Raw genomic sequence first — 21,117 nt, 5'->3', positions numbered from 1 at the left:
CCGTGGTTGGCCCGCCTGCCGACGTCCCGCGCGGTGGGCGCGCCGACCACGGGCATGTAGCCGACCTCGCCCGCGCCACCGGTCGCCCCGCGGTGGAGGCGGCCGCCGATGACGAGGGCCGCGCCGATGCCCTCGTCGGCCCACAGCAGCACGTAGTCCTGGTGGCCCCGGGCGCTGCCCCTGGACCGTTCGGCCTGAGCGACGAGGTTGACGTCGTTCTCCACGTCGATCGGCACGCCGATCCCGTCGCGGAGGGTCCCGATCAGGTCGGGGATGTGCCAGCCCGGGATGTGGGCCGCGTAGCCGAGCCTGCCCGTCGAGGGGTCGACGGCGCCGCCGATGCCGACGACCACCCGGCTCAGGTCCGTCGGGTCGAGCCCTGCCGGGCCGCACGCCCCCGCGAGTGCGGCCCGGACCCGCTCCACCACGTCGCCGCCCGTACGCCCGGGGGTGGCCAGCCGGTGCTCGGCGACGACCGCGCCGGTCACGTCCGCGACCGCCACGGCGATGCGCGCCGGCGTGACGTCCAGCGCCGCCACGTGCGCCGCGCGGGGGTTGATCCGGTACAGCTCGGCCGTACGGCCCGGCAGGCCCTCGCGGATGCCGTCCAGGACGACCAGACCGGCCTCCTGGAGACGGGCCAGCAGCTGGGAGGCGGTCGGCTTGGACAGGCCGGTGAGCGCCCCCAGCTCGGGCCGGGTCAGCGGGCCGCGTTCGAGCAGGACCATCAGCGCGGCGCGGTCGTTGATCGCGCGCAGCAGGCTCGGCGTCCCCGCGATGGGCCGGGTCATGGATCCTCCGATAGAGCGCGTTAGGAAAGTTTCCTAACTATGGCTGCGACCGTACGAACGGTCCCGAGCGCCGTCAAGAGCGTCATCCGCGCCGAGATCCACCTGTGACCGCGCCTGTGATCCGCACCTGTGATCCGCTCCTGTGACCGCGCCGTGCCCGATGCGGGAGAAGAGCTCGACGGCACGTAGAATCTGGCGGCCTATGCCAGAGTCTTCGACGGGCGAGCTGGCCCGGGAGCAGAAGTACGTCGCCGCGCTGTACGAGCGCCTCGACGTGCTGCGGGAGCGCACGCGCGGGCAGCTCGACGCCGTGCTGGCCCAGGGAGCCTTCGGCACCCACCAGAACCGCTCGGAGCGTGACAACTTCGCCGTCATGTACACCCAGCGGCTGGCCCGCCTGTGGGCGGTGGAGAACGGCCTGTGCTTCGGGCGGCTGGATCTCGCTGAACACAGCCGGGCTGACGCGAGCAGGCTGTACATCGGCCGCATCGGCCTGTCGGACGACGACCAGCACCGGCTGCTGATCGACTGGCGGGCCCCGGTGGCGCAGCCGTTCTACCGGGCCACCCCGGCCGCCCCGATGGGCGTCACCCGGCGGCGCCACCTGCACACGCGGGGGCGCAGGGTCACCGCGATCGACGACGACCTGCTCGACCTCGACAGCCTCACCGAGGCCGACCGGGCGTCGCTCAACGGCGAGGCGGCGCTGCTGGCCGCGCTCGGTGAGAAACGCACCGGCCGCATGCGCGACATCGTGGCCACCATCCAGGCCGAGCAGGACAAGATCATCCGAAGCGACCTGAACGGCGTGCTCGTCGTCCAGGGCGGCCCGGGCACCGGCAAGACCGTGGTGGCCCTGCACCGCGCGGCCTACCTGCTCTACACCTACCGGGAACGGCTGGAACGCCGGGGCGTGCTGATCCTCGGGCCGAACCCGACCTTCATGCGCTACATCGAGCAGGTGCTGCCGTCCCTCGGCGAGACCGACGTGCTGCTGTCAACCGTGGGCGAGCTTTATCCGGGCGTCACCGCGACCCGGGAGGAGCCGGCCGAGGCCGCCGCGGTCAAGGGCCGGATCGCCATGGCCGACGTGATCGCGCGGGCCGTACGGGAGCGCCAGCGGATGCCGCGCACGCCGGTGGAGATCAAGCTCGACAAGTTCACGCTGAAGCTCGACCGGCAGACGCTGGAGGCGGCCCGGTCGAAGGCCGGCCGCTCGCGCCGCCCGCACAACCAGGCCAGGGCCGTCTTCATCCGGCACCTGCTGACCGCGCTCACCCGGCAGGCCGCCCGGCACCTGGGCCGCGGCGCGCTCGACGACGCCGACTTCGCCGACCTGCGCGAGGACCTGCGCACCGAGGAGCCGGTGCGGGTGGCGCTCAACCGGCTGTGGCCGTACCTGACGCCGCAGCAGCTGCTGATCGGCCTGTTCACCGACCGCGACCGGATGGCCGCGACCGGGCTGGGCGCGCAGGAGCGCGACCTGCTGCTGCGCGAGCCGCCCAGAGCGGGGGAGAAGCCGGGGGAGAACTGGTGGAGCGCGGCCGACGTGCCGCTGCTCGACGAGGCCGCCGAGCTGCTGGGGGAGATCGACGAAGGCGTGCTGCGGGCGGCGCGCCGGGCCGAACAGGAGCGCGAGGAGCGCATCGCCTACGCCCGCGAGGTGCTGGAGCTGACCGGCCTGGCCGACATCATGGACGCCGAGCGCTTCGCCGAACGGCAGCAGGCCGAGGAGACCTATCTCACCACGGCCGAGCGGGCCGCCAGGGACCGCACGTGGGCCTTCGGCCACGTGATCGTGGACGAGGCCCAGGAGCTGTCCGAGATGGCCTGGCGGATGGTCATGCGGCGCATTCCCAGCCGGTCGATGACGATCGTCGGCGACATCGCGCAGACCGGGTCGGCCGCGGGCGCGGCGAGCTGGGCCCGGGTCCTCGATCCGTACGTCGCGGGCCGCTGGCGCGAGGAGCACCTCAGCGTCAACTACCGCACCCCCGCCGAGCTGATGGAGGTCGCCGCCCGCGTGCTCGAACTGGTCGGCCCCGATCTCAAGGCGCCGGAGTCGGTGCGGGAGACGGGCGAGCGGCCGTGGGCCCTGCGGCTCGCCACCCTCGCGGAGGCGGGCCCGGTGGTCGCGGCCGAGGTCGTCGAGGAGGGCCGCCTCGTGGTCGTCGCCCCGGCGGGGATGACCGAGGAGATCGGGACGATCGTCCGGGCCACCGTGCCCGGCGCGGCCACCGGGCCCGGGCCGGCCGCACTGGACGCGCAGGTGGCGGTGCTGTCGGTGGCCGAGGCCAAGGGGCTGGAGTTCGACTCCGTGATCGTGGTCGAGCCCGGCCGGATCCTGCGTGAGTCGCCGCGCGGCCCGAGCGACCTCTACGTCGCCCTCACCCGGGCCACGAGCCGCCTCGGGGTCGTCCACACCGGCGACCTGCCGGAGGTTCTGACCGGTCTGGAACGGCGCTGAACGGGCACCGCTCCTACCTGCGGAAATGTGGTATTTCCGCTGATCGGGACGCGGTTGACATCTGCGCTGAGGTCGGTAGTTTGCTGCGCAGTCCAGCACGGGACTGACCGGTTGGCCGCTCTATGGCGCCGCCGACCTCTGCGTCGATGACGGAGCGTGACCCCGTCAGCACACCAGGCGCAGGGCGGCGTCCCGCCGAGGCGGGGCACCCCATCCGGCCGGGGGGTTGGACCCAGGAGGGGCCCGGGCACCCAGTAGACAACGGAGCTCCGCGCCCGCCGCCGACGGGACGGAACCGGTCCGAAGGGCCGCCCGGGCCCCCTTCCCTTCCTCTCTCCTCTTCCTCGCCTTCCTCGCCGCCGTAGAGTGGCTGAGGCCGGTTTGGCGGCCTGCGCCGCCGTCTGCGACCCTGACCTGGAATGATTTTTTGCGTCAGGACCATCGACACGCGAGGAGAGACTGTCCGTGGCACTGAAGACGGCACAGGACGCGGCGCCCGCCGCCGCGGCGCCCACGCCGCGGGTGCCCGACGTGCTGATCCGCCTCGCCGCCTCCGTCGTGGGCGGTCTGGTGCTCTACCTCGCCTTCCCGCCCATCGGGTGGTGGTTCTGCGCGCCGGTGGGCGTGGCGCTGCTCGCCCTCGCGCTGTACGGCACCCGCCCGCGCCGGGCGGCGTGGATCGGGTACGCCGGGGGGCTGGCGTTCCTCCTGCCGACGCTGGCCTGGGTCCGCCCGATCGGGGACGACGCCTGGCTGGCCCTGTCGGGCATCGAGAGCCTGTTCTGGGCGGCGCTGGCCTCTGGGGTCGTCCTCGTCATGCGACTGCGCCTGTGGCCGCTGTGGGTCGCCTGCCTGTGGGTCGTGCAGGAGTGGGCCCGGGGGCTGTTCCCCGTCGGGGGCTTCCCCTGGGCGCGGCTGGCCTTCAGCCAGGGCGAGTCGCCGTACACCGGCTTCGCCGCGCTGGGCGGCGCCCCGCTTGTAAGTTTCACCGTCGCGCTCACGGGAATGCTGCTCGCCGCGCTGGTCACACGGCGTCCGCCGACATGGCGGGCCGACCGGGTGGTTGCCGGAACGCTCCTCGCCGCGATAGCCGTACCGGTGCTGGGGCTGGTCGTGCCCCGGCCCGGCGATGAGGGCAGGACAGTGCGGATCGGTGTCATCCAGGGCAACGTCCCTGGGCGGGGGATGTACTTCCTCGGCGACGAGCCCGCCGTCGTGCTGCGCAACCACGCGGACGAGACACACCGGATGGCCGAGGCCGTGCGCGCGGGGAAGCTCCAGCGGCCCGACATCGTGGTGTGGCCGGAGAACTCCACCGACATCGATCCCTACTCCAGCGCGTTCGCACGGCAGATGATCGACTCCGCCGCGAAGGACATCGGCGTGCCGATCCTCGTCGGCGCGGTGGTCAAGATCGGCGCCGAGAACCGGGCCACCCGCGGCATCGTCTGGGACCCGGTCACCGGCCCCGGCGCGTACTACGACAAGCGGCGGCTGGTGCCGTTCGGCGAGTACACGCCGTTGAAGGAGCTGTTCCTGGCGCTGTCGTCGCGGGCCCAGCTCGTCGGCCGCCAGTCGGTCCCCGGGGACAAGCCGGGAGCCCTGCGGATGGGGCCGGTGACGATCGGCACCGTGGAGTGCTACGAGGTGGCGTTCGACAGCACGGTGCGCGACACGGTGCTGGCGGGCGGCACGCCGCTGGTGGTGCAGACCAACAACGCGAGCTACGCGCTCACCAACCTGCCGCCGCAGCAGCTCGCGATGTCGCAGCTGCGCGCGGTGGAGTTCAACCGGGCCGTGGTCACCGCGGCGACCACGGGCATCTCCGCGTACGTCGGCCCCGACGGCCGGGTCGGATGGCGCACCGGCGAGCTGGTGGCGGGGATGAACGTCCTGGAGGTCCCGGTCAGGACGCAGAACACGGTGGCGGCGGAGGTAGGTGCGCTGCCGGAGTGGATTTTGATACTCATGGGAGCCGGAGCGACGGTGGCGGCCATCTCTGGGCGGAGGAAGAGCTGATGGAGCGGACACCGGGGCGGGTGCTCGTGATCGTCCCCACATACAACGAGCGGGAGAACCTCCCGATGATCACGCGGCGGCTGCGTGAGGCGCTGCCCGACGTGCACCTGCTCGTGGCCGACGACAACAGCCCCGACGGCACCGGCCGGGTCGCCGATGAGCTGGCCGAGGCGGACGACCACGTCCACGTCCTGCACAGGACGAGCAAGCAGGGGCTGGGCGCCGCCTACATCGCGGGTTTCCGGTGGGGGCTGGCCGAGGGCTACGACGTGCTGGTCGAGATGGACGCCGACGGCTCCCACCAGCCCGAGGAGCTGCACAAGCTGCTCGACGCGGTGACCGACGGCGCCGACCTGGCCATCGGCTCCCGGTGGGTGCCCGGCGGCAAGACCGTCAACTGGCCGTTCTCGCGCGAGCTGCTGTCCCGGGGGGCCAACACCTACGTACGGCTGGTGCTCGGCATCCCGGTGCGCGACGCCACGGCGGGCTTCCGGGCCTACCGCGCGGCCACGCTGGAGAAGATCGGGCTGGACGACGTCGAGTCGCAGGGCTACTGCTTCCAGGTGGACCTCACGCTGCGCACCGTACGGCAGGGCCTGCGGGTGACCGAGATGCCGATCACGTTCGTCGAGCGCACCGTGGGGAGCAGCAAGATGAGCCGGAAGATCATTTTTGAGGCGTTCTGGCGCATCGCCGTCTGGGGGGTCACCGGGTTCGGTGATCGGTTTCGCCCGAGGCGATAGGCGCGATCCACAGGAACCCCCGCGGCCGCAGGGACGTTGACGGAGACGTACGGGTGCCGGGGTGAGTGCGCGGGTGGTGGGGCAAGACATGGTGCGGATCGGGCTGTTCCTCGGGTTCCTCCTGGTTCCCGTCCTGGAGATCTGGTTTCTGATCCGGGTGGGGTCCGTGATCGGCGGCTGGGAGACGGTCGCCCTGCTCATCGCCGACAGCATCCTCGGCGCCTGGCTGGTGCGCCGCGAGGGGCGGCGGGCATGGGCGGCGCTGCGCACGGCCATCGAGTCGGGGCGCATGCCCGACCGGGAACTCGCCGACGGGGCGCTGATCGTGGCCGGCGGCGCCCTCCTGCTGACCCCCGGCTTCCTGACCGACGTGTTCGGGTTCTTCGCGATCCTGCCGTTCACCCGGCCGATCGCCCGGCGCTGGCTGTCGTGGTTCCTCGGCCGCCGCGTGCGCTCGCTTGCCGCCCGCTCGCCGTACGCGCCGCTCTTCGACGGGCCGGCAGGCTTCGGCCGGACGGCAGGGTTCGACGAGGCGGCGGGCTTCGGCGGGCCCGCCGGATCGGGCCGGGGCCGCGTGGTGCACGGCGAGGTCATCGACGACGAGAAGCACTGACGCCGGGGTGGCGGCCGGGCATGCCGTTGCCCCGGCGGCGGAGGCACACCGGGGCAACGGGGCTGGTGACGAACGGAATTCCGGGTTACAGGCGCGGCTCGTCCGGGTCGGGGACGTCACGGCTGTCCCGGCGGCGGATGCCCTGATCGCGGGCGTCCGGGTCGGTGACGAACCGGTCGCCGGACCGCGTCACCGGATCGCCGGTGCCGAACCGCTCCTGTGACCGGGCCGCCGGGTCCTCGGTGCCGTACCGCTCGCTCGACGTGATCGAGGGATCGCCGCCGCCGAACAGTTCCCCGGACCGGGTCTCGGGGTCCCGCCGCGCCAGCGGCTCGCCCGGGTGCGTGCCGGGGATCTCGGCGTCCAGCCGGTCTCTGGAGCCGAGCGCGGGGTCGTCGGTGCCGTACCGCTCCCCGCCGCGGGTCACGGCGTAGTCCGCGTAGTCCGCGTAGTGCCCGGGGGCGTCGGCGCCGATCCCCAGGCGTTCGCGCTCGCGCCGCCCGCCGCTGTCGGCCCAGCCGGTGAGGCTGTCGGGTTGGTTGGCGCGTTCCCAGGCGGTGTCCCAGTCCATGTCGTAGTGACGGTAGAGCTCGCGCTCCTGCTCGGCGGACAGGTGCCCGTCGGTGTCCAGGTCCACGTCGGGCGCGTTCTTGACGTGCTCCTTGTCGTACGGGACCTCGACACGGCCGGCCGTCAGGTTCGCGTCGTGCAGCGGGACGAAGGTCTCCTTGGTGTGGAGAAGTCCCGTCTTGACGCAGAGCCACTTCGGCCGTCCCGTCGCGTCGTCGAGGAAGACCTGCGCGACCTCGCCGATCTTGTCGCCGTTGAGGTCGTGGACCGGGTTGCCGAGCACCATGGGGATCTGCTCGTGAGTGATCACGTGCTTCTCCTTGTCTCTCGCTTGGTCGGTCCCTTACTGGGCTACCGCCGATGGGAGAACGGAAACCACCTTTTCTGGAAATCGCCGCTGTCACTCCTGCCCGGCGCGCCGGTCGCCTTGGTGACGTCGCAGGTGAAGGCCCGGATCGCAGCGTCCGCTGCCGTGCCGGAAATCGTCGTGGCACGACCCGGGCAGGACCCCTGGGAGCACGAGCGGGCGCCTCGCACGGCCCGGCGCTACGAGGACGGCGTGCCGCACCCGGTCGCCGCCGACCGCGTGCGACGGAACGGCCCTGCTCGACGAGTCGGCCCTCACGGGGAAGTCGCTGCCGGTGGAGCACGCGGTGACGGGGAGAAGGTGACCGGCGGCGTGGTGAACGCCGGGCACGCCTTCGACCTGCGGGCTACGGCGACCGCCGCCGGCAGCGCGTACGCCGGGGTGGTGCGGCTGGTACAGGAGACCGAGGCGGGCAGCGCGCGGCCGGGCCCGCACGCTTCTGCTGGACAAGACCGGCACACTCACCGTGGGTTGCCTACGAGTGGTCGACGTCGTGGCGGCACCCGGCTGGGCCGCGGGCCAGGTGCTGCGCCTCGCGGCGGCCGTCGACCAGATGTCCGCGCACGTCCTGGCCGTCATCGTCCGGGCGGCGCGGGACCGCCGTCTCGCGCTGTTCGAGCCGCGGGACGTGACGGAGGAGCCGGGGACGGGCATCGCCGCCCTCGTCGGTGGGCGGCGCGTACGCGTCGGCAAGAGCGCGGGCAAGGGCCGGGACGGCGAGCGGGAGATCGAGTGGGAGGCCAAGCAGTGGGCCAGGGCCTCGCTCGACGGGGCGATGACGGTCTGGGTGCATTTCTCCCTGGCCTTTGGAGCCGGGGAGCCGGAAGCCAACCGACCGAGCCGAATGAAAAGCCGTATTTGATCAGAAATGTGCTGTCGCCTGTGACTCCATCTAATTCGGTTCCGTGCTTGAGTTGGGCAAGTTGGGGGTGGAAGAATTCATACAGGTATTCGAATGAACTTGAGGAGGTGTCATGGAGTCGCCGCTCGTCGACCCTGGCAGCCTCAGTCGTTCGAACATGCCGGATGAGAACTGGTGGGAGCGGTTGACTGCCCGCTCGCCTCTCTGGTCCTCCGAAAGTGCGCCCTCCGGCATCGAGCGCACTCAGGGACTAATTCCGATCATAAAATTCGACGTCTTCGGCGAGTCGGGTCGCGATCCTCGCGTCGCACAAAGGTGGAAATGCCTTCTTGGGCAAATGCGGCCGCGTCCCAATGCCGCTGCCGGAAACCGCGCGTCTGCGTCCTCGCGTGCCGGTGCGTTCACCGGTGCCGACACTGCTGGTGCCGACACTGCTGGTGCCGACACTGCCGGTGCTGGTGCCGACGGTGCTGCTGCGGATGGTGCCGGTGGTGATGCCGGTCGGGGCAGGGGCCGGTCGTCGTGGGTGTTGGTGGCGTCGTTGCGTGAGTCGGCGCAGGCGCTGGCGTTGGCGCCCTTGCCGGATTCGCCGGAGATCTGTGTGGCCGAGGCTGAGGAGTTGATGTTCGCGCGGGATCGGATCACCTGTGCGTTGGCTGAGCGGGTGGGGCGGGTGCATCGGGCGGGGCAGGCCAGGCAGCATGGGCATGCCTCCACTCGTAGTTGGTTGCGTACGGCCGGGGGGATGAGTGTGGCGGGGGCGGGCCGCCTGCTGACTCTGGGGGTGGAGCTGGCCCGCTTGCCGGGGGTGCGGGAGGCGTTCGCGGCCGGGACGCTGGCGGCGGGGGTGGTGGAGGCGATCTGCGCCGCCACCGCGCAGTTGACTGATGAGCAGGCCGGGTTGGTTGAGCCGATTTTGCTGGAGCTGGCGGGGAGGGCGGGTCCGGCGGAGGTGGCCAAGGCCGGGCGTTATCTGCGTGCGGTGCTGGACCCGGATGGGGAGGAGCGTGATGAGCGGGCCGATTACGGGCGGCGGTTTTTGAGGGTCCGCCCGGGCAAGGGGGGTGGGCTGGAGGGGGAGTTCTACCTGCCCCGTGAGGCGGCCGCCCGGTTGCGTGCGCTGTTGGACGCCTATGCCAAACCCAGGGCCGAGGGGGATGACCGTTTGTTGCAGGTCCGCCAGGCCGACGCGCTGATCGCGCTGCTGGAGGAGAAGATCGCCGCCGAGCTTCTGGTGCTGGTCAACGCCGAATCCCTCCCCGCCGACCCCGAGGACGCCACCCCCAACACCAGCACCCACGCCGACGACACGAGCGACCCCGACACCAGCGCCCCCGGCGACAGCGGCAACACGGGAAGCGCCGCCGACCTCGGCGACATCGAGGACCCCGGCGACGCCGAGGACACCGGTGCCAGCGAGGACAGCGGTGCCAGCGCCCCTCACGACCCCCGCGACACTGGCGACTGCGAACCCCGCGACACGGGAAGCGCCGCCGACTCCTGCGACACCGAGGACCCCGGCAACGCCGAGGACAACGACGCCAGCGATACCCACGACACCGGTGACTGCGCCCCCCGCGACACCGGCGACATCAAGGACAGCGGCGATACCGAGGACACCGGCGCCAGCGCCCCCGAAGACACCGGTGACTGCGACCCCCGCGACACCGGAAGCGCCGACAACCCGGGCGATGCCAGTGCAGAGGCCGGGGCCGGTGCGGTCGTGGACGCCGCTGCTGAGAGTGCCGCCCTTGCTGCCACCAGCCCCTGCGGTGAGGAGGCCGGCGGCTCCGGGACCGGTCAGCAGCGGGCCGGTGGGCGCGGGCCGAACGACACCGTGAGCACCGCCTCTGCCGAGTGCGGCGACGCCGCACCCGTAAAGGGCGAGGACTGCGCCCGTGCCGAGGGGCAGAACCGGGCCCCCGCGACGGGGGACGACGGCGCCCTTGCCGAGGTGGAGGACAGCGTCGCCGGTGAGGCGGAAGGCACCGGCCCTGGGTGTCCTGACCAGACGGCCGACGCCGAGTTTCCCGGCGGCGGTGGCGCGCGTCCGCATGCAGTGCCTCCGCATGCAGTGCCTCCGCATGCAGCGCAGCCGGATCCTCCTCCCGAGGACGCCGCTGTGCGTCACACCCACGCGAGGCATCGGCCTGCGGGGGACTGCCGGCATGGGCGGGGCACGCGTGAGGACCTCGGCCACGAGCACCGGGGGTGCGGCGAGGGCGCATGCGAGTGCGGCGGGGAAGCGTGGTGCTCGTCCGCAGCACCAGGGACGCCACAGGGAGTGTCACCGGGATGGCCACCGAAATCGCCACCGAAATCGCCACTGGGGACGGCACAGGGAGCGTCGCCGGGATCGGCAGCGGGGGCGGCACGGGAGGCGCTCCTCGGGTCGGCGGGGACGCTGCAGGGGGCGCTGCCGGGGGCGCTGCTGGGGACAGCGCCGGGGTTGTTGCTGGCGACCGGGCAGGTGCTGCCGGTCTCCGGCGTGCACCGCCTGGCCCGCACCAGCGCCCTGGTGCGGCTGGTGATGGACGCCGAGGGGCAGGTGCTGGACATGGGCCGCAAGGTGAGGTTGGCCACCCCCGCCCAACGGCGGGCGATCTTCGCCCGCTACGCCACCTGCTGGATCGACGGCTGCCCACTCCCGGCCACGATGTGCCAGATCGACCACGCCGACAACTGGAGCACCGGCGGCCTGACCGACCTGAAACTACTCGGCCCGGCCTGCCAGTTCCACAACCGCGACCGCTACCGCCACCCCGGCCGCTACACCCGCCGCAAGGAAGGCACCGACCGCTGGGCCTTCACCTACCACCGACTCCCCGGAGCCAGGCGGCCACGGACATGAACCACGGACATGAACCACGGACACGAACCAGGGACATGCACCACGGACATGACTGGGCTTATGAAGCCGGGGGACATGAACCCGCCGCAGGCACCAGCGGTGAATTTGGGCGCGTGGCCCCGGCCGGCCCTGGCTGCGCTCCGGGCTGCGCTCGGGGCTGCGCTGCGGGATCAGGCCCCTTCCCAGGGGCCGACGTCGTCCTCTTTCCACTCCAGGCGGTCGACGACGCCGATCACGCCGTTGGTCCGCTCGACCATTCGCGTGAGCACCCGCGCCTGCGAGCGGCGCTCCAGGGAGCCGGTGAGCGTCACGACACCTTCCGACACCGACACCTCGACGCCCGAAAGGTCGGCCCACAGGCAGTTCTCGATGACGTCCTCGCGCACCTCACGGACGATGTCGGCGTCCGCGCGGGCGAGGACCTTGAGCAGGTCGTGGCGGCTGATGATGCCCACGAGCACGCCCTCGTCGTCCACGACGGGCAGGCGTTTGACACCGTGCCGGCTCATTTGGCGCGCGGCGCTGACCACGCTGGTGTACGGCCGGGTGGTGACCGCGGGGGCGGACATGAGTTCGGCGGCGGTCACTCCGCGGGCACGCTCCTGGCTCCTGGCGACGCCGTGCCCCACGGCCTCGCGCAGCCGGGCGCGTAGCGGCGGCCGGTAGCCCTCGCGGTAGTACTGCTCGCGGAACTCCTCCTTGCGCAGCAGGTCGGCCTCGGAGACCACGCCGACGACGTGGCCCTCGCCGTCGACGACGGGCACCGCGCTGACCTCGTGCGCGATGAGCACCTCGGCCACGTCCCTGAACGGCGTGCTGCCGTTGACGGAGGCGACCTCGCTCGTCATGACGTCCCGCACCTTCATGTGCATGATCGGCTCCTTCCCGGGCCGTCTGCCGTTCCCAGCTCCATCGCACCGCCGTACGGGCCGGATGCGAAGGGACGGACGGCCCTGCCGGCCAGGCCCTTCGCCATGCCCTTCGCCATGCCGTGACGGAGGCGGCGCGATGGGTGGCCGAAAGTCCCGGGCGGTCAGGACCTTCACCGCTGACCTGGAAAGACAAGGCGAGGCACGCTGACACTGAGAGATGGGAGGCGTCGTCATGACGGCGAAAGTGAAGGATGTCATGGGCAAGGTCGCCATCGCGGTGCCGATGGACGCGTCGTTCGCGGACCTTGTCGCCACCATGCGGCGGTTCAAGGTGGGCGCGGTCACCGTGATCGACGCCGACCGGCGCCCGGTCGGGGTGGTGTCAGAGGACGACATCCTGCTGAAGGAGATCGACCCGGGCGAGAGCGTGCTCGACGGTCTCCACAGGCGTGAGGAGCATCGGAAGGCGATGGGGACGAAGGCCGGCCAGATCATGACGCGCCCCGCGATCACGGTCACCGGCGGCACGTCCGTGCGGGACGCGGCCCGGCTGATGCACCGCAACCGCATCAAGCAGCTGCCCGTGATCGACGCCATGACCGGCCGTATCGTGGGGACGGTCCACCAGGGCGACCTGCTGCGCGTGTTCGTCCGCCCGGCGGAGGACATCCTGGCCGAGATCGAGGAGATCGCCGCCCGGCTGAACCTCGGCCCCGACGACCTCCGGATCGCCGTCTCCGGCGGTGTGGTAGCGATCAACGGTCAGGTGCCCCGCAGGTCGGACATCAAGCCGCTGCTGCACGCCGTACGCCGGGTCGAGGGCGTCGTCGAGGTGGACGCCGACCTCGCCTTCCTCGTGGACGACCTGCTCATCGCCCCGCCGTTGCTGTGATCGAACCCCCAGGGGGAGGAGATCGTGAACACTCGGACGTCTGAAGGGATCGCGCAGTCGGCGAAGGCTGCGGTGGAGGCGGCCCTGTGGGCGCCTTCGATCCACAACACCCAGCCCTGGTCGTTCGGCGTCTCCGGCGACGAGATTTCCCTGCGCGCCGATCCCGACAGGAAGCTGCGGGTCTCCGACCACACCGGCCGGCAGATGACGATCAGTTGCGGCGCCGCGCTGTTCAACGTGCGGACCACGCTGCAGGCGCTCGGCTACGAGCCCCAGGTGCGGCGCTTCCCCGACCCGGAGCGCCCGCTGCTGCTGGCCACCGTACGCGTGCGGCCGGGGCGGGAGCCGGGCGAGCACACCCGCCTGCTGCACGCGGAGATCGAGCGCCGCCGCACCCACAGGTCCGGGTTCACCGCTCTGCCGGTGCCGGACCGCCTCGTCGACGCCCTCGTGGCGGAGGCGGCGGCCGAGGACGGCCACCTGATGCCGATCCAGTCGGACGCCGCCGCGCGGGTGCTCGCCGCGCTCACCGGCGCGGCCCAGGACGTGCAGTCGCAGAACCGGCTGTTCGTCCTCGAACTCATGCGCTGGGCCCGGCCGCCCGGCAGCTCGCGCCGCGACGGGGTGCCCGCGGCGGGCTATCCGAGCGATCCCCGGCGTACCCACCCCCAGCACTTCGCGCAGCGGGACTACGCCCGGGGCCACGAGTGGGGGCTGGCGGCGGACGAGCGGGTGTCCGTCTCGACGGGCCTCGTGGCGCTGCTCACCACCGCGGGCGACTGCCGGGAGGACTGGCTGCGCGCGGGTGAGGCGTTGCAGCGGATGCTGCTGCACGCCTCCGCGTACGGCCTGAGCGTCGCCTTCCACACCCAGGCGCTGGAGATGCCGGAGTTGCGGGAGTTCATCCGCAGGCACCTGTGCTCGGGAGAGCCGCCACAGATGATCATGCGACTGGGTTTCGTCATCGACGAGAGCGAGAGCGTCCGCCGCGCCCCCTCAGAGGTGCTGGAGTGACTCAGCGCAGCCAATCTCTATTCCCTCGGCCGCCATCCGCTGCACCGTGGCGCCCTTCATGGCCGGGCCGATCCGTGCCGCCATCTCCTGGTTGGCCCGGCGGACCTCGGCCGGGGTGCGCAGGCCGAGCCGTACGCCGCCGACGTCGCTCTTGTGCACCAGCTCGGGCCCGGACGCCTTAAGCGCGGCGGGCAGACCGATCCGCTGGGCCGCCTCGGCGGCCGCAGGCCAGCAGGTGTGCGGCCGTGGGCCGTCGAGCCATCGGCCGTCGGGGCGCGGGCGCGCCCGCCGCGCTGATCCTGCGGGCGATGCGGCCGAAGCGGCGGGGGCTGCCGAACGACTCCAGGTAGATGGCGACGACTCCGGTCGCCGGGTCGTCCTCCCAGTATTCGAGCAGGTCGTTGCCGCTGACGTCGGCCTTGTTGCCGACCGAGACGAAGGAGGACACGCCCAGGCCGAGCTTGCGGGCGCGTTTGAGCAGGGCGACGGCGACCGCCCCCGACTGGGACATCAGACCGAGGCGGCCGGGCTCGGGACATCGCGGCAGGAAGCTCGCGTCGAGCGAAGTGACCGTGTTGACCACTCCGATGCAGTTGGGCCCGACCAGCCGCATGCCCGCCTCCCTGCAGATCCGCAGCAGCTCGCGCTCGGCGGCCAGGCCGCACACCTGGGCGGCATTCGGGTTGACCGGATAGATCGGCCCGGGAAAGCCCCCGTCGACGAGGTTGCGCAGCACGCGGTGCCCGATCCGGGCCGGGTCGCGGCTCGCGCCGATCAGTTGTCGGGCAGGACCGTGGCGACGAGCTCCTCGACGCCGTGCTCGGCCGCGTCCAGTGCGATGTGCTCCAGCAGCAGCGTGCCGAGCCCGTGCCCGTGGACCTCGTCGTCCAGCAGGATGCTCACCTCGGCCTCGGCCGGGTCGCCGTCGGCGGGAATGTACTCGGCCACGCCGACCAGCCGCTCGCCCATCACCGCCACCAGCGCGTGCCCCCGGTAGCCGCGACCGGTCAGCAGGTCCATGTACGTGTGCGCGGTGGCCGTGCCGCCGGTGAAGAACCGCAGGTAGGCGGAGCGTACGGAGGAGCGGGCGACCAGCGCGTGCAGGGCTTCGCGGTCGGCGGGGGACAGGGGACGGACGCGGGCGATCCCGCCGTCGCGGAGCAGCACGTCGTAACCGGTGGTCGGCCGGGCCATGGGAGGAGCCTTACCCGCTCTCGCCGCGGTCACCGCGCACGGGCTCTTGACGCGCGGCGTGAGATCGTTAACACTGCCGAAACATGAGCAGTGAGCGGCATGGCGCGGCCGGCCGGCGTGTGAACCCGGTCGGCCGGGCACCGTCGCCAGGCTCGTCCTCACCCACCTGACCAGCGACGACCCTCTCCCATCGGCGGGCCCGCGACCCTGTGGTGGCCGGCCTTCCCGGACCAGCCACCCGACTGCGATCAGTGATCGACCTCTTCCTGAAAGTAATCATATGTTTGCGCTAACAAGGACAGCTCGCGGCCCGCCGCCCGGACGACCCAGCTCAGACTCGCGAGAAATCGCACCACCAGATGCCGAGTCAACGACGAGGAGCCCCCGAAATGACCACCCCCATCCACCGACGTGACGTGCTGCGCTGGGCCGCCCTGGCCGCCGCCACCCCACCCGCACTCGCCCTGGCCTCCGCGGCGGGGCCGGGGACGGCCCAGGCCGCAGTCGCCCGCAGCGCGACGACGGCGAGCGCGGCCGGCGGCGGATTCCCGATTCCCGCCGGATGGCGTGTGCAGCCCTTCGCGAACGACAGGGTCAAACTGGGTGACTCCCTGTTCGCCACCAACCGCGACCGCATCCTCAACTTCCTGCGGGCCTATCCCGCCGACCGCATGCTGGCCAACTTCCGGGCCAACGCGGGGCTGGACACTCTCGGCGCGCAGCCGCCCGGCGGCTGGGAGGACGCCACCGGCAACCTGAGGGGCCACTACGCCGGGCACTTCCTCAGCGCCCTGGCCCTGGCGTACGCGGGCACCGGCGACGAGTTCTACAAGAACAAGGTCGACTACATGGTGACCGCGCTGGGCCAGTGCCAGGACGCCCTGGCCGCCAAGGTCGGGCAGCCCGCGCCGCCCCCGGCTCCGGTCGCCCGGGTGAACGGGAAATTCGGCACCGCGGTGAAGCTGAGCGGGCCCCAGTACGTGTCGCTGCCCTCGGGCGTCGTGAGCGGGCTCGGCGACTTCACCGTCGCCCTGTGGGTGAACCCCACGGTGATCAGCACCTGGTCGAGGATCTTCGACTTCGGCACCGGCACCACCCGCAACATGTTCCTGGCCCTGAGCGCGGGGTCGGCGCCGCGTTTCGCGATCACCACCAGCGGCGGCGGCGGTGAGCAGCGGATCAACGGCACCAGGCAGCTGGCCGCGAACACGTGGAGCCACGTCGCGGTCACCCTGTCGGGCGGCACGGGAACGCTCTACGTCAACGGCGAGGCGGTCGGCACGAACACCGGCATGACCCTCAAGCCCTCCGACCTCGGCACGACGGGCAACAACTGGATCGGCAAGTCCCAGTACGGCGACCCGCTCATGAGCGGGGCCGTCGACGAGTTCCAGATCTACGACCGTGCGCTGAGCGCGTCTGAGGTCCGGGCCCTGACCGGCAGCGCGGACGGCGGCCTGGGCGGCGGGAACGTGGCCTGGTACCGGTTCGACGAGGCCTCCGGGGAGACCGCGGCCGACTCCTCCGGAAAGGGGCGGGACGCCCGCCTGATCTCCGAGCCCACCGGAGCCCCCGGCCCGAGCCACCCCGGATTCCTCGCCGCCTACCCGGAGACGCAGTTCATCCTGCTGGAGCAGGGCGCGACCTACCCCACGATCTGGGCGCCCTACTACACCTGCCACATGATCATGCGGGGGCTGCTCGACGCGTACCAGCACGCCGGCAACCAGCAGGCCCGCGAGATCGTCCTGAAGATGGGCGACTGGGTCCACAGCCGGCTGTCCAAGCTCTCCCGCGAGCAACTGGACAAGATGTGGACCACGTACATCGCGGGCGAGTACAACGCGATGAACGCGGTGATGGCCGACCTGCACGCGCTGACCGGCAAGCAGGAGTACCTCGACACGGCCAAGTGCTTCGACAACACCGCGCTCAAGAACGCCACGATCGCGAACCAGGACACGCTTGACAGGAAGCACGCCAACCAGCACATCCCGCAGTTCATCGGGTATCTCTCGGTGTACGAGCAGACCGGCGATCGCGACTACCTGACCGCCGCCGTCAACTTCTGGGACATGGTCGTCCCGCACCGCACCTTCACCGACGGCGGCCTGTCCGGCCCGAGCGACAACGGCGAGCTCTTCGGGGCGCGCGACGTCATCGTGGGCGCGCTGGGCGCCAACAACGCCGAGACGTGCGCGGTCTACAACATGCTCAAGCTGAGCAGGAGCCTGTTCTTCCACACCGGCGACCCGAAGTACATGCAGTACTACGAGCGGGGCCTCTACGGCCAGATCCTCGCCTCCCGGAGGAACGTCGACAGCACCACCGACCCGCTGCTGACCTACTTCATCCCGATGACCCCGGGCTCGGTCAGGGGCTACGGCAACCTCGGCACCTGCTGCGGCGGCACCGGGCTGGAGAGCCTGACCAAGTTCCAGGACTCGGTCTACTTCAAGGCGGCGGACGGCTCCGCCCTCTTCGTGAACCTCTACATGGCCTCCGAGCTGCACTGGCCGGAGAAGGGCTTCACGATCAGGCAGTCGACGGACTACCCGGCCGACCCCTCGGGCACGGTGACCCTCACCGTGAACGGCTCGGGCCCGCTGGACCTGAAACTCCGGGTGCCCTACTGGGTCGAGAAGGGGTACACCGTACGGGTCAACGGGATCGTGCAGCGCCTCGGCGACGAACCGGACGGCTATGTCACGATCAAGCGGAAGTGGAGGCGCGGCGACAAGGTCCAGATCACCATGCCGTTCACCCTGCGCGTGGAGAAGGCGCTGGACGCGCCGTCGATCCAGAGCCTCGCCTACGGCCCGGTGCCGATGGTCGCCCTGAGCGACGAGACGAGCTACCGCGACTTCTCCTTCTACAAGGACCTCCGGCTGGACGGCGACCTGGCCAAGGCCATGACGCCCACGGCGCCGATGAGCTTCACCACCCACGGCCTGTCGGTGGTGCCCTTCTACATCGGCGACACCAAGCGCTACCACGCCTACTTCCGCAGGCAGGAGCCCGAGATCGTCTTCGGCGCGGTGGACTCCGGCGTGCCGAACCGGGCCAAGGAGGACGGCACCACGTTCCTCGACGCCGTCTGGGAGCAGGCTCCGTTCGCCAACCGGGGCCGGTTCCAGTCGGCGGTCGCCCACGCCGCCGGGGAGTGGGTCGCGGCCGGCCTGCTGTCGCCCGCGGAGAAGGACAGGGTCGTGTCCGCCGCCGCCCGGGCGAAGCTGAGCTGAGGCTCTCCGGGCGGGCGTTGACGGGCCCCCGGGGGAAGAGCGGGTCGGGCCGGGAGCACGGCAACCGGTCGAGGCCACCCTGACGAGGAGGCGTCCGCCGCGACCGCGGCGCGGTGGACGCCGTGGGCAAACCGGCCGCGCCGCCGTCACCACATCTGAACCGCGCCACTTCACCGACCGGACCCCGGTGCTGCCAGACTTCTGCACTATGACGGAGAACGAGCCGCGGTCGCTGATTCCCAGCATGCGATTGGACGACCTGCTGGCCGAGCTGCAGTCGCGCCTGGAGGCGGTGCTGGCCACCCGGGATCGGGTGCACGCGCTGCTGGAGGCGGTCGTCTCGATCGGCAGCGACCTCGACCTGGAGGTGGTGCTGCGGCGCATCGTGGAGACCGCCACGACGCTGGTGGACGCGACGTACGGCGCGATGGGCGTGATCGGGGAGGAGAACACGCTCATCCAGTTCGTTCCGGTCGGGCTGAACGAGGAGGAGATCGCCAGGATCGAGCACTGGCCGCACGGGCTGGGCCTGCTCGGCCTGCTGATCAAGGAACCGCAGACGCTGCGGCTGTCGGACATCTCCCAGCACCCCGAGTCGTACGGCTTCCCGCCCGGTCACCCGCCCATGGGCAGCTTCCTCGGCGTGCCGGTCCGCGTCCGCGACGAGGTGTTCGGCAACCTCTACCTCACCGAGAAGCGCGGGGGCGGGAACTTCGACGAGGACGACGAGGCGATCGTTGTCGCCCTGGCCACCGCCGCGGGCGTGGCGGTCGAGAACGCCCGCCTGTACGAGGAGAGCCGCCGCCGGGAGACCTGGCTGCAGGCCTCGGCCGACATCACCACCCGGCTGCTGTCCGGCGCCGAACCGCAGGAGGTCCTCACGCTGATCGCCCGGCGCGCCCGCGAGATGGCCGACGCCGACTCCGTGGCGATCCTGCTGCCGAGCAAGGGCGGCGACACGCTGGACACAGCTCTGAAGGACGGCACCCTGGAGGACGGCGCCCTGCCCGGCGGCCCAATGCGCGGCGGTGACGTGCCGATCGACGGCTCGCTGCCGGGCCGGGCGTTCCTGAGCGGCGAGCCCCTCATGCTGGACGACCCCGCCGGCGGGGACGCCCGGATCGCCCACGGCGACCTGGAGGCGGGGCCGGTGGCGGCCGTGCCGCTGGGCGCGGCCGGGGCGGTACGCGGGGTGCTGGCGCTGGTCAAACGCTCGGGGCGGCTGCCGTTCAGCCGGTCGGAGCTGCGCACGCTGCACGCCTTCGCCGGGCATGCGGCCGTGGCGCTGGAGCTGGCCGAGACCCGCCGCGACGCCGAGCGGCTCGGGCTGCTGGAAGACCGCGACCGCATCGCCAAGGACCTGCACGACGTGGTCATCCAGCGGCTGTTCGCGGTGGCGATGACGCTGATGAGTGCCGTACGGCTGGTCGAGCGGCCGGAGGCGTCCTCCCGGCTGCAGAGCGCGATCGACGAGCTGGACACCACGATCCGGCAGATCCGCTCGACCATCTTCGCCCTGCAGACCCCGCGCGAGGACGCCTTGCCCAGCCTGCGCGCCCAGGTCGTCGACCTGGTCGAGGGCGCCCGCGGGCACCTGGGCTTCATGCCGGGCCTGAGCCTGGAGGGCCGGCTCGACAACGACGTGCCCGCCGAGGTCGCCGAGCACCTGCTCGCCGTGCTGCGGGAGGCCCTGTCGAACCTCGTCCGCCACGCCAAGGCCTCCCGCGCCGACGTCGCCGTCCACGCCGGGGACGGGCGGCTGACCCTCGTGGTGGAGGACAACGGCGTCGGCATCCCGGCCGACGGCCGCCGCAGCGGCCTGCGCAACCTCGCCGACCGTGCCGAACGGCTCGGCGGCGCCTTCACCCTCGCCTCTCCCGAGGCGGGCGGCGCCCGTCTGGAGTGGAGCGTCCCGCTGGGCTGATCACCTCATGTTCTGCGAGACGTCGCAGGAGCGGCTGCCGGGGGCGCAGTACACGCCCTGGCTCTTGATCTTCCCCGCGGACGTGACGCTGGTCGACTGCGGGCCGCTCAGCAGTGAGGGCGTGTAGACGCCGTTGAGGTTCTGGATGTTCCTGCCGCGGCCCGACCTGTACTGCCTGGCGCTGGTCCGCGCGCCCCGGGCCACCTGGTAACCGCGCGGGCCGGGCCGGGGCTTGGCCTTCGCCTTCGCCTTCGCCTTTGAAGCGGCCGAAGCGGCCGAAGCGCCCGCAGCCGCTGCCGCGGCCGCGTGCGGTTTGCGGCGCAGCGGAGCGGAGGCCGCGTCCGCCGCCTCCGGGACGGCGAGGCCCGCCAGCGAGACGACGAGCGCGGCCACCGCGAGCCGCCGCACCGCCGAGACGAGATCGGTTCGGAGTACGTCCGCGCAGTGACGAGACACCTGGCAACCACCTGCCCATGCGCCAGTGGATATAAGTGACATAGGGCATATGCCCGTATCCCTGGGGCAGAGCCGGCGTGCTGGGGAACTCCGGCACGGATGATTACCCTGTCCCGGCGCGTCTCCCGCTCAATCCTGGCGGCCTGCCTTGAGGCGGGCGGCGAGCGCGGCGGCCTGGGTGCGGCGCTGCATGTCGAGCTTGCTCAGCAGGTTGGACACGTAGTTCTTGACCGTCTTCTC

At 71.8% G+C, this 21,117-nt stretch carries 18 protein-coding genes; 10 read left to right on the top strand and 8 right to left on the bottom strand.

Annotated elements, in window-relative coordinates; genetic code table 11:
• Nucleotides 1-791, bottom strand: a 791-nt coding sequence (locus ABZ857_RS43015; protein WP_357056410.1) for an ROK family transcriptional regulator, incomplete at its 3' end; no start/stop codon positions are given.
• A 202-nt stretch (nucleotides 792-993) separates the two neighbouring features.
• On the opposite strand from ABZ857_RS43015, the gene ABZ857_RS43010 reads away from it, so the two are divergent.
• The 4 genes from ABZ857_RS43010 to ABZ857_RS42995 all read left to right on the top strand — a co-directional run bounded on the left by ABZ857_RS43010 (nucleotide 994) and on the right by ABZ857_RS42995 (nucleotide 6,633).
• Nucleotides 994-3,258, top strand: a complete 2,265-nt coding sequence (locus tag ABZ857_RS43010; protein ID WP_357056407.1) for an AAA family ATPase — start codon at nucleotides 994-996, stop codon at nucleotides 3,256-3,258.
• A gap of 465 nt (nucleotides 3,259-3,723) precedes the next feature.
• The gene (gene lnt / locus ABZ857_RS43005; RefSeq protein ID WP_357056403.1) at nucleotides 3,724-5,277 is read left to right on the top strand and encodes an apolipoprotein N-acyltransferase; all 1,554 of its coding nucleotides are present in this window, start codon (nucleotides 3,724-3,726) and stop codon (nucleotides 5,275-5,277) included.
• Entirely contained in the window at nucleotides 5,277-6,020 is a 744-nt protein-coding gene (locus ABZ857_RS43000) for a polyprenol monophosphomannose synthase (protein WP_357056400.1), read from the top strand. The genes lnt and ABZ857_RS43000 overlap by 1 nt, the downstream gene beginning before the upstream one ends.
• Nucleotides 6,021-6,081: 61 nt before the next feature.
• Nucleotides 6,082-6,633 (top strand): FxsA family protein, encoded by a 552-nt coding sequence (locus tag ABZ857_RS42995; protein WP_357056397.1) that lies wholly within the window; start codon nucleotides 6,082-6,084, stop codon nucleotides 6,631-6,633.
• Between the two features lie 85 nt (nucleotides 6,634-6,718).
• Here ABZ857_RS42995 and ABZ857_RS42990 read toward each other — a convergent pair whose 3' ends face one another.
• Nucleotides 6,719-7,513 carry a PRC-barrel domain-containing protein gene (locus ABZ857_RS42990; RefSeq protein WP_357056394.1) on the bottom strand — a complete coding sequence of 265 codons (795 nt, stop codon included), beginning with the start codon at nucleotides 7,511-7,513 and terminating at the stop codon, nucleotides 6,719-6,721.
• A 538-nt stretch (nucleotides 7,514-8,051) separates the two neighbouring features.
• Here ABZ857_RS42990 and ABZ857_RS42985 point away from each other — a divergent pair.
• Nucleotides 8,052-8,432, top strand: coding sequence for a hypothetical protein (locus ABZ857_RS42985; protein ID WP_357056391.1), 381 nt, complete (start codon nucleotides 8,052-8,054; stop codon nucleotides 8,430-8,432).
• A 112-nt stretch (nucleotides 8,433-8,544) separates the two neighbouring features.
• Nucleotides 8,545-11,283: a DUF222 domain-containing protein gene (locus ABZ857_RS42980; RefSeq protein WP_357056389.1), complete on the top strand. Its 2,739-nt coding sequence runs from the start codon at nucleotides 8,545-8,547 to the stop codon at nucleotides 11,281-11,283.
• Nucleotides 11,284-11,453: 170 nt separating this feature from the next.
• Here ABZ857_RS42980 and ABZ857_RS42975 read toward each other — a convergent pair whose 3' ends face one another.
• Entirely contained in the window at nucleotides 11,454-12,155 is a 702-nt protein-coding gene (locus ABZ857_RS42975) for a CBS domain-containing protein (RefSeq protein WP_357056386.1), read from the bottom strand.
• 232 nt (nucleotides 12,156-12,387) lie between these two features.
• On the opposite strand from ABZ857_RS42975, the gene ABZ857_RS42970 reads away from it, so the two are divergent.
• Both ABZ857_RS42970 and ABZ857_RS42965 read left to right on the top strand, forming a co-directional pair.
• Nucleotides 12,388-13,047 (top strand): CBS domain-containing protein, encoded by a 660-nt coding sequence (locus tag ABZ857_RS42970; RefSeq protein WP_357056383.1) that lies wholly within the window; start codon nucleotides 12,388-12,390, stop codon nucleotides 13,045-13,047.
• 24 nt (nucleotides 13,048-13,071) lie between these two features.
• Nucleotides 13,072-14,061: a hypothetical protein gene (locus ABZ857_RS42965; protein WP_357056380.1), complete on the top strand. Its 990-nt coding sequence runs from the start codon at nucleotides 13,072-13,074 to the stop codon at nucleotides 14,059-14,061.
• On the opposite strand, the gene ABZ857_RS42960 is transcribed toward ABZ857_RS42965, so the two are convergent.
• Genes ABZ857_RS42960 through ABZ857_RS42950 form a run of 3 tightly spaced genes read right to left on the bottom strand, consistent with a single transcriptional unit; the run spans nucleotide 14,044 to nucleotide 15,255 of the window.
• Nucleotides 14,044-14,256 carry an acetate--CoA ligase family protein gene (locus ABZ857_RS42960; protein ID WP_357056417.1) on the bottom strand — a complete coding sequence of 71 codons (213 nt, stop codon included), beginning with the start codon at nucleotides 14,254-14,256 and terminating at the stop codon, nucleotides 14,044-14,046. The genes ABZ857_RS42965 and ABZ857_RS42960 overlap by 18 nt on opposite strands.
• A complete protein-coding gene (locus tag ABZ857_RS42955; RefSeq protein ID WP_357056377.1) occupies nucleotides 14,240-14,797 on the bottom strand; it encodes a hypothetical protein in 558 nt (185 codons plus the stop codon). Before ABZ857_RS42955 ends, ABZ857_RS42960 begins: the two co-directional genes overlap by 17 nt.
• 38 nt (nucleotides 14,798-14,835) lie before the next feature.
• The gene (locus tag ABZ857_RS42950) at nucleotides 14,836-15,255 is read right to left on the bottom strand and encodes a GNAT family N-acetyltransferase (protein WP_357056374.1); all 420 of its coding nucleotides are present in this window, start codon (nucleotides 15,253-15,255) and stop codon (nucleotides 14,836-14,838) included.
• A 389-nt stretch (nucleotides 15,256-15,644) separates the two neighbouring features.
• Here ABZ857_RS42950 and ABZ857_RS42945 point away from each other — a divergent pair, with 389 nt between their 5' ends.
• The gene (locus ABZ857_RS42945) at nucleotides 15,645-18,497 is read left to right on the top strand and encodes a beta-L-arabinofuranosidase domain-containing protein (RefSeq protein WP_357056371.1); all 2,853 of its coding nucleotides are present in this window, start codon (nucleotides 15,645-15,647) and stop codon (nucleotides 18,495-18,497) included.
• A gap of 208 nt (nucleotides 18,498-18,705) precedes the next feature.
• On the top strand, nucleotides 18,706-20,421 hold the full coding sequence (locus tag ABZ857_RS42940) for a GAF domain-containing protein (RefSeq protein WP_357056368.1): 1,716 nt from the start codon (nucleotides 18,706-18,708) through the stop codon (nucleotides 20,419-20,421).
• Here the strand turns inward: ABZ857_RS42940 and ABZ857_RS42935 are convergent, their stop codons facing one another.
• Together ABZ857_RS42935 and ABZ857_RS42930 are read right to left on the bottom strand one after the other, a co-directional pair.
• Nucleotides 20,422-20,829: a hypothetical protein gene (locus tag ABZ857_RS42935; RefSeq protein ID WP_357056365.1), complete on the bottom strand. Its 408-nt coding sequence runs from the start codon at nucleotides 20,827-20,829 to the stop codon at nucleotides 20,422-20,424.
• Between the two features lie 177 nt (nucleotides 20,830-21,006).
• The coding region (locus ABZ857_RS42930; protein WP_357056414.1) for a LuxR C-terminal-related transcriptional regulator at nucleotides 21,007-21,117 on the bottom strand (111 nt) is incomplete at its 5' end.

The organism is Microbispora sp. NPDC046933 (assembly GCF_040644635.1).
GTDB lineage: Bacteria > Actinomycetota > Actinomycetes > Streptosporangiales > Streptosporangiaceae > Microbispora.
This window is presented reverse-complemented; position numbering and strand designations above follow the sequence as displayed.